At 56.2% G+C, this 14021-nt stretch carries 6 protein-coding genes, 2 tRNA genes and 3 rRNA genes; 9 read left to right on the forward strand and 2 right to left on the reverse strand.

The window, feature by feature from the left end; genetic code table 11:
- Positions 1-34: 34 nt before the first annotated feature.
- Complete coding sequence (locus tag FG13_RS23775; RefSeq protein ID WP_235211795.1) at positions 35-2077, forward strand: 4Fe-4S binding protein; 2043 nt, start codon at positions 35-37, stop codon at positions 2075-2077.
- Positions 2067-3077 carry an FAD:protein FMN transferase gene (locus FG13_RS23780; protein WP_035824940.1) on the forward strand — a complete coding sequence of 337 codons (1011 nt, stop codon included), beginning with the start codon at positions 2067-2069 and terminating at the stop codon, positions 3075-3077. The genes FG13_RS23775 and FG13_RS23780 overlap by 11 nt, the downstream gene beginning before the upstream one ends.
- A 1-nt stretch (position 3078) precedes the next feature.
- Here FG13_RS23780 and FG13_RS23785 read toward each other — a convergent pair whose 3' ends face one another.
- Complete coding sequence (locus FG13_RS23785) at positions 3079-5067, reverse strand: sigma-54-dependent Fis family transcriptional regulator (protein WP_225243952.1); 1989 nt, start codon at positions 5065-5067, stop codon at positions 3079-3081.
- A 603-nt stretch (positions 5068-5670) separates the two neighbouring features.
- Here FG13_RS23785 and FG13_RS23790 point away from each other — a divergent pair.
- From FG13_RS23790 to rrf, 5 genes are all read left to right on the forward strand, one after another.
- A 16S ribosomal RNA gene (locus FG13_RS23790) occupies positions 5671-7201 on the forward strand.
- A gap of 79 nt (positions 7202-7280) precedes the next feature.
- Positions 7281-7357 (forward strand) — tRNA-Ile (locus tag FG13_RS23795).
- A gap of 26 nt (positions 7358-7383) precedes the next feature.
- Positions 7384-7459 (forward strand) — tRNA-Ala (locus tag FG13_RS23800).
- A gap of 243 nt (positions 7460-7702) precedes the next feature.
- Positions 7703-10592 (forward strand): 23S ribosomal RNA (locus FG13_RS23805).
- A 137-nt stretch (positions 10593-10729) separates the two neighbouring features.
- A 5S ribosomal RNA gene (gene rrf, locus FG13_RS23810) occupies positions 10730-10842 on the forward strand.
- Together the 16S, 23S and 5S rRNA genes with 2 tRNA genes alongside form the textbook arrangement of a ribosomal RNA operon.
- Positions 10843-11025: 183 nt before the next feature.
- On the opposite strand, the gene uraH is transcribed toward rrf, so the two are convergent.
- Positions 11026-11379, reverse strand: a complete 354-nt coding sequence (gene uraH, locus FG13_RS23815; RefSeq protein ID WP_035824942.1) for a hydroxyisourate hydrolase — start codon at positions 11377-11379, stop codon at positions 11026-11028.
- A gap of 121 nt (positions 11380-11500) precedes the next feature.
- On the opposite strand from uraH, the gene puuE reads away from it, so the two are divergent.
- Complete coding sequence (gene puuE, locus FG13_RS23820; RefSeq protein ID WP_035824944.1) at positions 11501-12454, forward strand: allantoinase PuuE; 954 nt, start codon at positions 11501-11503, stop codon at positions 12452-12454.
- Between the two features lie 99 nt (positions 12455-12553).
- On the forward strand, positions 12554-14020 hold the full coding sequence (gene xdhA / locus FG13_RS23825) for a xanthine dehydrogenase small subunit (RefSeq protein ID WP_035824946.1): 1467 nt from the start codon (positions 12554-12556) through the stop codon (positions 14018-14020).
- Position 14021: the final 1 nt, after the last annotated feature.

Here is a 14021-nt window from a genome sequence, read left to right on the forward strand (position 1 = left end):
ATTCCTGTTTATCCTGGGACAGGCTTGGGCCGGTGTGCTGACCAAAGCCGAACTGGCGCGGCGCTTTCCTGCGCCCATCGTCGTGGGCGACAAGGAGGCCGATTTGCCCGTCTGGCCCTTGTTCCGGCAAAATGCCACGGCCACGGAACTGGCCGGCTACGTTTTCGAATCGGTGGACCTGGCGTCGATTCCCGGCTTTTCCGGCGTGCCCGTCAATCTGCTGATCGCCATCGATCCGAAAGGCAGCTTTCTCGACGTCGCCGTACTGTCGCAGCACGAACCCGTGTTTCTCGATGGCCTAGGTGAAGCGCCGCTGTTTCAATTCGTCAAACAGTACCAGGGCTTGTCGCTGAAACAGAATATCGCCATCGATGCAAGAACCAAACGCGCGCCAGATGCGACCCATGCCGATATCGATGGCGTGTCGAAGGCCACGGCCTCCGTGCGCATCATCAACCAAAGTGTGCTCGCGTCGGCATTGAAAGTGTCGCGCAAAAAACTGGGTTTCGCGCAAGGCCGCGACCCGGACCAGATCGCCCGCATCCGCATGGAGGTATTCGAGAAGCGCAGCGTGACGCAGATGCTCGCACAGGGCTTGATCCAGCATGTGCGCTTAAGCAACAAGGATGTGGAGAGCCTGTTTGCCGGCAGCCCCGGCGCGGGACTCGATGTGGAAGCCACGCGCGAACCGGACGGCGTGTTCATCGACCTGTACCTGGCGTATGTATCCGTGCCCAGCGTGGGACGCAATCTGTTGACGGAACGCAGCTGGAACAAATTGCGCAACCGCTTGGAGGAGGGCGACCACGCCATCCTCATCATGTCGCGCGGGCGCTACAGCGTGCTGGGCGACGATTTCGTGCGCGGCACCGTGCCGGACCGCTTGTTACTGAAGCAAGATGGCTTGCCCATCGACATGCGCGACCTGGACCTGGAATTGAGCTTGTCCGATACGGCTACGTTGCCGACGGAAAATGTCGCCGTGTTTCGCATCATCAGCCAGGCGGGGCTCGATGCGGCCAGTCCGCTGGCGTTCACGCTACCGATCACGCGCAGCAAGGGCATCGTGTATCCGGAACGCATCGCGCGCAACGTGGATTTCAATTACCGCCTGCCGGCTGATTTTTATACGGCGCCGCAAGGCGACGATGCCACGTGGCGCGGCACGTGGAAAAACCGCAAGGCTGAGTTGCTGTTCTTGGCCGCCGGGCTGGCGCTGCTGGCCGGCGCATTGGCCTGGCAGAAACGCCTGGTGCGCGACGGGCGGCAATTTGCCTGGTTCCGCCGTCTGTTCCTGTTGTTTACCATCGGCTTCATCGGCTATTACGCGCAGGGGCAGTTATCGATTGTCAATATCACGGGTGTCATCCAGGCGCTGCTGGCGGGGCGCAGCCTGGGCTTTTTCCTGTTCGATCCGATGACGGTGATCCTGTGGGCGTTCGTGCTGCTCAGCCTGCTGGTCTGGGGGCGCGGCACGTTTTGCGGCTGGCTGTGTCCCTTTGGCGCGCTGCAGGAATTCACTGGCAAGCTGGGCCAGTGGCTGCGCTTGCCGCAGTGGAAGATCAAGCCGCGCCTCGATGGGCGCTTGAAATGGATCAAGTATGGCTTGCTGGCGGCCATACTTGGCAGCAGCCTATTTCCCAGCCAGTTCACCGACAAGCTGGTCGAGCTGGAGCCGTTCAAGACGGCCATTACCCTGAATTTCGTGCGCGCCTGGCCCTTCGTTGCGTATGCCGTGGGTTTGCTGCTGCTCAGCAGTGTTTCCTATAAATTCTTTTGCCGTTACCTGTGCCCGTTTGGCGCGGCGCTGGCGCTGCTGGGGCGCTTTCGCCTGTTCAACTGGATTCCGCGGCGCAAGGAATGCGGCACACCGTGCCAGACTTGCCGCCACCGTTGCGAACATCACGCCATCGCGCCCAGTGGGAAAATCGATTACGGTGAGTGTTTCCAGTGCATGGATTGCGTGGTGATTTACGCCAGCGATGAAAAATGCGCACCCTTGATGCTGGAAATCAAGCGTGCCCGCACCATTCCCATCGTCCGGGCCACGGCAGAGGAGAGCAGCGATGCAGCGTAGAACGTTTATTTCCGCAGCGATCGGCAGCGTGGCCGGCATGGCGGGCGTTATTTTGCCTGGCAGCATGGCGCGCGGCACGGCCACGGCATCCGGCGTGCGGCCTTATCAAGGCGCCGCGTTGGCGTTTGGCACGACGATCGCCATCACCGTGTTGCACCACGATCAGCGCCAGGCGGAACTGGCCGTTGAAGACGCCTTGCATGCGGCCAGGAATATCGACCGCTTGATGAGTATTTACAGCCCGGCCAGCCAAGTCTTTCAGCTGAACCGCGATGGCCGCCTGGCCCGGCCGGACGCGCATCTGCTGGCCGTGCTGTCGCAGGCGCAAGCCTTGTCGCAATGGAGCGATGGGGCGTTTGATATCACCGTGCAGCCTTTATGGCAGCTGTTTCGCGCGGCGGCAGACCAGGCAAGCTTGCCGACGGACACATTGCGGCGCGCAGCGCAGGCGCGGGTAGGCTGGCGGCAACTGGCGTGGGATAGGCGGGAAGTGCGTTTCCTTCGGCCTGGCATGGCGCTGACCTTGAATGGCCTGGCGCAAGGTTATGCGGCGGACATGGCGCTGGCCGCCGTGCAGGCGCGCGGCATACGGCACGCCTTGCTGGACACGGGCGAATTCGTTGCGCGCGGACAGCGTTCCGTACGCCGCCCGTGGACCCTGGGTATCCAGGATCCGCGTGACGCAGAAATACTCGCGGCCACCTTGAAAGTGGAAGGGCGCAGCGTGGCCACGTCGGGCGATTACGAGTGTACGTTCACGCCCGACTTCGTACATCACCACATTTTCGATCCATCGAAGGGCGATTCTCCGCGCGAACTGGCCAGCGTGACCGTGCTGGCGCCCACGGGCTTGCTGGCCGATGGCTTGTCGACGACCTTCATGGTGACGGGCGCGGCGCGCGCGCATGCGATGGCCGCGCAAATGGAAGGCGTTGACCTGATGACCATCGACAAGCAGGGCCGGCGTGAGATGTCGCCCGGCTTTTCCCTTCTAATGTAGGCTATTTCAGATGCGGCACCTTGCGATAGATCGTGTTGCGGGACACGCCCAGGGCCCGCGCCGTGGCCGAGACATTGCCACCGTGGGCATCGAGCGATTTGAGAATGACGCTTTGTTCCATTTCTTCCAGATTGGCGCCGGCCGCGATCATACGGTCCGTGCTGGCGCTGGCGGCAGTCGCTTGCGTCATTTCAATATCGTCGAGGAAATCATCGGGCATGTGGCGCAGACAGATTTCATGTTCGTCGCCCGCCATGACGATGGCCGTGCGCAACAGGTTCGTCAACTGGCGGAAGTTGCCCGGCCATTTATGCTGGTGGAACATGCGCAGAATATCCGGCGCCACCGTGTAGCGCGTGTCGGGCGCTTCCGTGGCGAGGATTTTTTTCACCACCGTGTCCAGGTCCGTGCGCTCGCGCAGCGGCGGCAGTTTTACTACCAGGCCATTCAGGCGGTAATACAAATCTTCGCGGAACAGGCCCTTGGCCATGCGTTCGCGCAAGTTGTGATTCGTGGCACAAATGAGTTCCACATTGACGGTGATCGATTTGCTGCTGCCCAGCGGCGTAACCATGCGTTCCTGCAACACGCGCAACAGCCGCGCCTGCAAGCCAAACGGCATGTCGCCGATTTCATCGAGGAACAGGGTGCCGCCATTGGCTTGCAGGATCTTGCCGATGGCACCCTTCTTGCGCGCACCCGTAAACGCCCCGTCCTCATAGCCAAACAGTTCGGACTCGATCAGGGTTTCCGGAATCGATGCGCAATTGACGGCAATGAACGGTCCCATGGCCCGTGGCGAATCGTTGTGGATGGCTTGCGCCAGCAATTCCTTGCCGGTGCCCGTTTCGCCCATGACGAGGATGGGGATGTCGCGTCCCAATACCTTGTTGACCTTTTCGATCACCAGTTCCAGTTGCGGGTCACCCGTGCGCAGATAGCGCAGGCCGGACAGGCGGCGCGCCGCGTTGGCCGCATGGCTGGCCGGTGCGGGAACCTGGGCCGATGCGGCGTTGATATCGCTCTGATCGGTGCTGGCAGCAAAGCCGTGCTGGAAGACGCTATTGGACAGGCGCAACTGCGCGCGCCCATACACGCGCACACCGCTGTGCATGCACAGGTTCAGCAAACCGGGCGAGGCCGTGCGGTAATGGTCGTACAGGGCCGAAACTGGCAAGCCGAACAGGGAACTGAATGTGTGTGATTGCAGCGCGGCAAATGACAGGCCCAGTTGGAACAGGCCATTCTTGTTGGCCGATAAAAACCGTCCACCCGGCGTGAACGAGGCGATGCCTTCCATCAAGGTGCCGATGAATTCGGGGCGCGCGTGGAAGTGCACGGTGATGGCATCTTCGAAGGTGGCGGAAAACAGCTGGTTCTCGATCATCAGCGCCGACATGCGCACGAGGGCCATCGTATGCTTGTGGAAACTACGCTGGTCGCTCGATACGTCCAGCACGCCGATGACGTTGCCCCGGTGGTCGGTGATCGGTGCGGCGGAGCAGGTCAGGAAATGATTGGCAGCCAGGTAATGCTGGTCCGCATGGACCAGGGTCGGTACTTTTTCCGTGATGGCCGTGCCGATGGCATTCGTGCCGCGGCTTTGTTCCGACCATGCCACGCCCGGCTGCAAAGCCACCCGGTTGGCTTTCTCCAGAAAATCATCATCGCCCAGCGAATGCACGATCACGCCGTTGGCATCCGTCAAGATCACCATATTGTGCGTATTGACGATTTGCTGGTACAGAGTTTCCATGGCGGGCAGCGCATGCGCGTGCAGCAAGCGGTTTTGCTCGATCAGCAAGGACAGGTCGGATTTGCCCGCCGGCGTAAAGTCGGGCGTGGCCGTGGGCGACAGGCCAAAGGCGACGGAGCGCTGATGGGAAGTTTCAATGATGACGGGGACGTTGTCCTGTCCTGCCGGCAAAATGTTCGCGTCCGCGATGGACGAAAACGGTGCGCTACGGTAAGTAGCTGACGGTTGATACATGATCTCGTTGCCTCCGTTGGGCCCTGTACCGGGCGCTCTTTTGAATATCGAGAGTGTTCCATAATGTAGCACCTGTCACAGATGGGAGCAAAGCAAAGCGAACCGGGCTATCCCCAGTGTTGCTGCCAGGCCCAGAGTTGCTCCTTTCAGTGGACAGTGCATAGGGCTGTATAAGCAAGTGTGGTGCCAGGGCCGTTTCGCAGGACGGAAAAATAGCCCTTGCGGGGCACGCGGAGCAGGGCTATAATTCGCCCCCTCGCTGAACGACGCATGCAAATGCAGAGTAAGGCAGGGTGAAAAAAGAAGGTTGACGAAATGCTGCAAACGCTTCATACTCTTCCTTCTTCGCAGCTGACAAACACAACGCTTTGTCGATAGCGCGAAAGCAGTACCGAATACAGTTCTTTAACAATTAACAGTCGATAAGTGTGGGCATTTGATGTAAGTGCAGCAGCGATTTTCGGATCGCTGTAAAACTTAAAATATCAAATGTTCACAAGAAATAATGAAATAGGCGCTACGAAAGTAGTGGCCTGTCAGTTTTTTGAGTGAGCGACCCATCAGCAATGATGGTGCCGGTAAAACGGCAAAGTAACAGAGATTAAACTGAAGAGTTTGATCCTGGCTCAGATTGAACGCTGGCGGCATGCCTTACACATGCAAGTCGAACGGCAGCACGGAGCTTGCTCTGGTGGCGAGTGGCGAACGGGTGAGTAATATATCGGAACGTACCCTAGAGTGGGGGATAACGTAGCGAAAGTTACGCTAATACCGCATACGATCTAAGGATGAAAGTGGGGGATCGCAAGACCTCATGCTCGTGGAGCGGCCGATATCTGATTAGCTAGTTGGTAGGGTAAAAGCCTACCAAGGCATCGATCAGTAGCTGGTCTGAGAGGACGACCAGCCACACTGGAACTGAGACACGGTCCAGACTCCTACGGGAGGCAGCAGTGGGGAATTTTGGACAATGGGCGAAAGCCTGATCCAGCAATGCCGCGTGAGTGAAGAAGGCCTTCGGGTTGTAAAGCTCTTTTGTCAGGGAAGAAACGGTGAAAGCTAATATCTTTTGCTAATGACGGTACCTGAAGAATAAGCACCGGCTAACTACGTGCCAGCAGCCGCGGTAATACGTAGGGTGCAAGCGTTAATCGGAATTACTGGGCGTAAAGCGTGCGCAGGCGGTTTTGTAAGTCTGATGTGAAATCCCCGGGCTCAACCTGGGAATTGCATTGGAGACTGCAAGGCTAGAATCTGGCAGAGGGGGGTAGAATTCCACGTGTAGCAGTGAAATGCGTAGATATGTGGAGGAACACCGATGGCGAAGGCAGCCCCCTGGGTCAAGATTGACGCTCATGCACGAAAGCGTGGGGAGCAAACAGGATTAGATACCCTGGTAGTCCACGCCCTAAACGATGTCTACTAGTTGTCGGGTCTTAATTGACTTGGTAACGCAGCTAACGCGTGAAGTAGACCGCCTGGGGAGTACGGTCGCAAGATTAAAACTCAAAGGAATTGACGGGGACCCGCACAAGCGGTGGATGATGTGGATTAATTCGATGCAACGCGAAAAACCTTACCTACCCTTGACATGGCTGGAATCCTCGAGAGATTGAGGAGTGCTCGAAAGAGAACCAGTACACAGGTGCTGCATGGCTGTCGTCAGCTCGTGTCGTGAGATGTTGGGTTAAGTCCCGCAACGAGCGCAACCCTTGTCATTAGTTGCTACGAAAGGGCACTCTAATGAGACTGCCGGTGACAAACCGGAGGAAGGTGGGGATGACGTCAAGTCCTCATGGCCCTTATGGGTAGGGCTTCACACGTCATACAATGGTACATACAGAGCGCCGCCAACCCGCGAGGGGGAGCTAATCGCAGAAAGTGTATCGTAGTCCGGATTGTAGTCTGCAACTCGACTGCATGAAGTTGGAATCGCTAGTAATCGCGGATCAGCATGTCGCGGTGAATACGTTCCCGGGTCTTGTACACACCGCCCGTCACACCATGGGAGCGGGTTTTACCAGAAGTAGGTAGCTTAACCGCAAGGAGGGCGCTTACCACGGTAGGATTCGTGACTGGGGTGAAGTCGTAACAAGGTAGCCGTATCGGAAGGTGCGGCTGGATCACCTCCTTTCTAGAGTTTGCACGAATCAGCAATGATTCACGCATCAAATGTTCACACTTATCGGCTGTTAATATAAAGAACAGCATTTGGGGCTGTAGCTCAGCTGGTTAGAGCACCGTGTTGATAACGCGGGGGTCGTTGGTTCGAGTCCAACCAGCCCTACCAGTTTCTGTAGTCTGGAAATACCCATAGGGGGATTAGCTCAGCTGGGAGAGCACCTGCTTTGCAAGCAGGGGGTCGTCGGTTCGATCCCGTCATCCTCCACCAAAAGTTCAAACGTAAATCAGTGTTGAGTTCAACACCGGGATTTAGGTTTGGTCTTTTCGAGATCAAGTGCTGTATGTTCTTTAACAATCTGGAAGAAGTAAAGATTATTTATTGATCGGTTTGCCGTAAAAAGCGAATCGATGGGTAATGATTGTATGTATCAACAAACAAGCAACAACGTTGTACTTTCTTATCCCTGTAGCGATCTTTGATTATTTAGGTAATCAGAGGCTAACGTTATAGGGACAAGCGAATAAGTGCACATGGTGGATGCCTTGGCGATTACAGGCGATGAAGGACGTAGTAGCTTGCGATAAGCTGCGGGGAGTGAGCAAACACACTTTGATCCGCAGATTTCCGAATGGGGCAACCCACCCTTTTAGGGTATTGCATACTGAATACATAGGTATGCAAGGCGAACGCGGCGAACTGAAACATCTAAGTAGCTGCAGGAAAAGAAATCAACCGAGATTCCCAAAGTAGCGGCGAGCGAAATGGGAAGAGCCTGTACGTGATAGTCGGACCGATAACAGAATCCTCTGGAAATAGGAGCCATAGTGGGTGATAGCCCCGTATGTGAAATTGGACCGGTGATACTAAGCGTACGACAAGTAGGGCGGGACACGTGACATCCTGTCTGAATATGGGGGGACCATCCTCCAAGGCTAAATACTCGTAATCGACCGATAGTGAACCAGTACCGTGAGGGAAAGGCGAAAAGAACCCCGGAAGGGGAGTGAAATAGATCCTGAAACCGTGTGCATACAAACAGTAGGAGCGGACTTGTTCCGTGACTGCGTACCTTTTGTATAATGGGTCAGCGACTTACATTCAGTGGCAAGGTTAACCATATAGGGAAGCCGTAGAGAAATCGAGTCCGAATAGGGCGATCAGTCGCTGGGTGTAGACCCGAAACCAAGTGATCTACTCATGGCCAGGATGAAGGTGCGGTAACACGCCCTGGAGGTCCGAACCCACTAATGTTGAAAAATTAGGGGATGAGCTGTGGGTAGGGGTGAAAGGCTAAACAAACTTGGAAATAGCTGGTTCTCTCCGAAAACTATTTAGGTAGTGCCTCAAGTATCACCATCGGGGGTAGAGCACTGTTATGGCTAGGGGGTCATTGCGACTTACCAAACCATTGCAAACTCCGAATACCGATGAGTGCGAGCTTGGGAGACAGACGTCGGGTGCTAACGTCCGGCGTCAAGAGGGAAACAACCCAGACCGCCAGCTAAGGTCCCAAAGATTGGCTAAGTGGAAAACGAAGTGGGAAGGCTAAAACAGTCAGGATGTTGGCTTAGAAGCAGCCATCATTTAAAGAAAGCGTAATAGCTCACTGATCGAGTCGTCCTGCGCGGAAGATGTAACGGGGCTAAGCCAGTCACCGAAGCTGCGGATATTGTTCTGTGATTTATCACAGATATATATGGTAGGAGAGCGTTCTGTAAGCCTGCGAAGGTGTCTTGTAAAGGATGCTGGAGGTATCAGAAGTGCGAATGCTGACATGAGTAGCGATAATGGGGGTGAAAAGCCTCCACGCCGTAAGCCCAAGGTTTCCTGTTCAACGTTCATCGGAGCAGGGTGAGTCGGCCCCTAAGGCGAGGCAGAGATGCGTAGCTGATGGGAAGCAGGTTAATATTCCTGCACCGTCGTATGATGCGATGGGGGGACGGATCGCGGAAGGTTGTCCAACTGTTGGAATAGTTGGTTTTTGGCTCATAGAAGGCACTTAGGCAAATCCGGGTGCGGAATTCAAGGGGTTGAGACGAGTGAACTTGTTCACGAAGCAATCGGAAGTGGTTCCAAGAAAAGCCTCTAAGCTTCAGTCATACGAGACCGTACCGCAAACCGACACAGGTGGGCGAGATGAGTATTCTAAGGCGCTTGAGAGAACTCGGGAGAAGGAACTCGGCAAATTGGTACCGTAACTTCGGGAAAAGGTACGCCCCGGTAGCTTGATTGGTTTACTCCATGAGGGTGAAAGGGTTGCAATAAACTGGTGGCTGCGACTGTTTAATAAAAACACAGCACTCTGCAAACACGAAAGTGGACGTATAGGGTGTGACGCCTGCCCGGTGCTGGAAGATTAAATGATGGGGTGCAAGCTCTTGATTGAAGTCCCAGTAAACGGCGGCCGTAACTATAACGGTCCTAAGGTAGCGAAATTCCTTGTCGGGTAAGTTCCGACCTGCACGAATGGCGTAACGATGGCCACACTGTCTCCTCCCGAGACTCAGCGAAGTTGAAATGTTTGTGATGATGCAATCTACCCGCGGCTAGACGGAAAGACCCCATGAACCTTTACTGTAGCTTTGCATTGGACTTTGAACCAATCTGTGTAGGATAGGTGGGAGGCTTTGAAGCGGGGACGCTAGTTCTCGTGGAGCCAACCTTGAAATACCACCCTGGTTTGTTTGAGGTTCTAACCTTGGTCCGTTATCCGGATCGGGGACAGTGCATGGTAGGCAGTTTGACTGGGGCGGTCTCCTCCTAAAGTGTAACGGAGGAGTTCGAAGGTACGCTAGATACGGTCGGACATCGTGTTGATAGTGCAATGGCATAAGCGTGCTTAACTGCGAGACTGACAAGTCGAGCAGGTACGAAAGTAGGACATAGTGATCCGGTGGTTCTGTATGGAAGGGCCATCGCTCAACGGATAAAAGGTACTCTGGGGATAACAGGCTGATTCCTCCCAAGAGTTCATATCGACGGGGGAGTTTGGCACCTCGATGTCGGCTCATCACATCCTGGGGCTGTAGCCGGTCCCAAGGGTATGGCTGTTCGCCATTTAAAGTGGTACGTGAGCTGGGTTTAAAACGTCGTGAGACAGTTTGGTCCCTATCTGCCGTGGGCGTTGGAAATTTGAAGGGGGCTGCTCCTAGTACGAGAGGACCGGAGTGGACGAACCTCTGGTGTACCGGTTGTCACGCCAGTGGCATTGCCGGGTAGCTAAGTTCGGAAGAGATAACCGCTGAAAGCATCTAAGCGGGAAACTTGCCTTGAGATGAGATTTCCCAGAGCCTTGAGCTCTTTGAAGGGTCGTTCGAGACCAGGACGTTGATAGGCTGGGTGTGGAAGTGCAGTAATGCATTAAGCTAACCAGTACTAATTGCCCGTACGGCTTGTCCCTATAACCTTAGCAGGTACAGAGGATAAGACGGTACAACGTTGCGTGTGTGTTGATACTACTATTCATTACCCAATCTTTGCTTCTTCCAGATTCAGGCTTTGTCGCTCCACTGAGGACAAATGCCAGTACAAGTTATGCCTGATGACCATAGCAAGTTGGTCCCACCCCTTCCCATCCCGAACAGGACCGTGAAACAACTTTGCGCCGATGATAGTGCTGCAACCAGTGTGAAAGTAGGTTATCGTCAGGCTTGTTATTCGAAAAAACCCCTTCCGGTGATCTGGTTGGGGTTTTTTTACGTCTGGTGGTTTTGTTTGACGCTGGTGTTGCTTGTCGGCTTACGCGCTGCGCGCTAAGCCGACCTACGGTCATGTAAAGTCCGGTAGGTCGGATTAGCGTAGCGTAATCCGACAACATTGTTGGCCTCGTGGCATCAGCTACCGCGGTAAGTAGAATACGACCAGGGCGACACCACCAGCGGCACGTGGTAATTCTCATCCGTATGCGCAATACCGAAGGCCAGGGTGACCAGGTCAATGAAGCGGGGCGATGGCAGTTCTACGCCCTGGGCGGCGAAATAGTCGCCTGCATTGAACACCAGTTCATACTGGCCCGCTTTCATACTGTCGCCTTCCAGTAATGGCGTGCTGCAGCGGCCGTCGCTATTGGTCATATCCATCTTCAATAGCACTTTTCCTTCCGGCGCAACTGAAAACAAGGCCACTTTGACGCCGGCTCCCGGCCTGCCGTGGGCGATATCGAGTACATGCGTGCTGAGTTTTCCCATTTGCTATCCTGTATATAGGGTGAGTGAATGTGCTTATCGTGCAAATCATATACCGGCGACTGCGCCTGGCTATATGATTGGGCATATAGCCAACATTGTCCTCTTATAGGCGCGCCTCCGCATGAACAATTACGAAGATTATCCACGCGACTTGATCGGCTATGGCCGCACGCCACCCCATCCGCAATGGCCGGGCAAGGCGCGCATCGCGCTGCAATTCGTCCTCAATTACGAGGAGGGGGCGGAAAACAGCGTGCTGCATGGCGATCCCGCGTCGGAAACGTTTTTATCGGAGATGATCGGTGCGGCCGCCTTTCCCGCGCGCCACCTGAGCATGGAGTCGATTTATGAATACGGTTCGCGCGCCGGGCTGTGGCGCTTGCTGCGCATGTTCGAGGAGCGGCGCCTGCCATTGACGGTCTTCGGCGTATCGATGGCCTTGAAACGCAATCCGGAGGCGGTAGCCGCCTTCCAGCAATTGGGGCATGAAATCGCCTGCCACGGCTTGCGCTGGATTTCCTACCAAAACATGGACGAGGCGACGGAACGCGAACACATGCGCGAAGCTGTGCAGATCATTCGCGAATTGACGGGTTCCGCTCCGCAAGGCTGGTATACCGGGCGCGATTCGCCGAATACGCGCAAACTGGTAGTCGAGCATGGCGGTTTCCGCTACGACGCTGATTATTACGGAGACGACCTGCCATTCTGGGAGAAAGTGGCGTACATGGATGCCGCCGGCATGCCGGCCGTGCAGCCGCAGTTGATCGTGCCCTACACCCTGGATACGAACGACATGCGCTTTGCCGCCATGCAGGGCTTTAATTCGGGCACGCAGTTTTTTGATTATCTGAAGGATGCCTTCGATGTGCTGTATGCGGAAGGCGATCCGAACGGCTTGAATCAGCCGAAGATGTTGTCCGTAGGCTTGCATTGCCGCCTGGTTGGGCGGCCTGGACGGGCCGCGGCGCTGGCGCGCTTCCTCGACTATGTGCAGGGCCATGAGCAGGTGTGGATCACGCGCCGCATCGATATCGCCGAACATTGGCATGCGACGCATCCATTCCAGGACTGAGTTCTATTGAGATAAGATGATAAGTAAAATCAGTCTTTGCATATAGTTGTCTCATATGCCGGTGTTAATCTCCTATACTGGGACTATACCGAGGCCAGCATGTCAGAACCGATCCGCTTTTACTACCGTGGTGCCGTACAGGAAGTACGCGACGCCGCCCTTACGCAGACTGTGTTGCAGCACCTGCGCGAGGACTTGCATTGCACGGGCACCAAGGAAGGCTGCGCCGAGGGCGATTGCGGCGCCTGCACGGTGGTCATTGGCAGCCTGGTCGATGGCCAGGTCGAGATGAAAGCCGTCAACGCCTGCATCCAGCTCACGCCCACCCTCGATGGCAAGGCCCTGTTTTCCGTGGAAGACTTGCAGCAACCCGACGGCGCCTTGCACCCGGTGCAGCAGGCGATGGTCGAATGCCACGGTTCCCAGTGCGGTTTTTGCACGCCCGGTTTTGTCATGTCCTTGTGGGGCATGTATCTGGCAAAAAACGGCGAGACGCCCACGCGCTGTGAAATTGACGACACCCTGTCGGGCAATCTGTGCCGTTGCACCGGTTACCGGCCCATCATCGATGCGGCCAAACGCATGGGCGAATTGCCGCACGTCATGTTCGACCGCGATGCGTTGCGTGTGCAATTGCAGGCGCTGCAGCGTAGCAGCCTGACTACGTATGAACATGGCGGCCAGCACTTCCACGCGCCGCGCAGCATCGATGAACTGGTGGCGCTGCGCGCGGAAAAGCCGCAAGCGTGTCTGCTGGCCGGCTCCACCGATATCGGCTTGTGGGTGACCAAGCAGCTGCGCGACCTGGGCGACATTATTTATCTGGGCAACGTCGCGGCGCTGAAAACCATCGCCGTGGACGATGGCAAGCTGCACATCGGCGCCGGCGCCAGCCTCAACGATGCCTATGCGGCGCTGTGCCAGCATTATCCTGATGAGCTGTCTGAGCTGTGGCAGCGCTTTGCTTCCTTGCCGATACGCAACGCGGGTACCCTGGGCGGCAATGTGGCGAATGGCTCGCCCATCGGTGACTCGATGCCGTGGCTGATAGCGCTGGGCAGCGAAATCGTGTTGCGCGGTCCAGGTGGCCAGCGGATCATGCCGCTGGAAAACTTCTATCTGGCTTACCAAAAGAAAGATTTGCAGCCCGGAGAATTCGTCGAAGCCGTGCGCGTGCCCTTGCCGCGTGCCGATGTGCATTTCCGCACGTATAAACTGGCGAAACGCTTTGACCAGGATATTTCGGCCGTGTGCGCCGCGTTCGCCTTTGAGCTCGATGGCGAGCGCATTGTTGACGCGCGCATCGCCTTTGGCGGCATGGCGGGCACGCCGCAGCGCGCCGCACAAACGGAAGCGTTTTTGCGCGGACAGGCGTGGACGGAAGACAATTTGCTTATCGCCATGCGCTTGCTGGCCGACGATTACGCGCCCCTGTCGGACATGCGCGCGTCGAATACCTACCGCATGACGACGGCGCAAAACCTGTTGCGCCGCTTCTGGCTGGAAACACGCCCCGGTGCGCCTTTGCAACGCACCGCCGTCAACGCCTACGCTTGCCGCGCCTGAA

Source organism: Janthinobacterium sp. RA13, assembly GCF_000745325.1.
Taxonomy (GTDB): domain Bacteria; phylum Pseudomonadota; class Gammaproteobacteria; order Burkholderiales; family Burkholderiaceae_D; genus Janthinobacterium; species Janthinobacterium rivuli.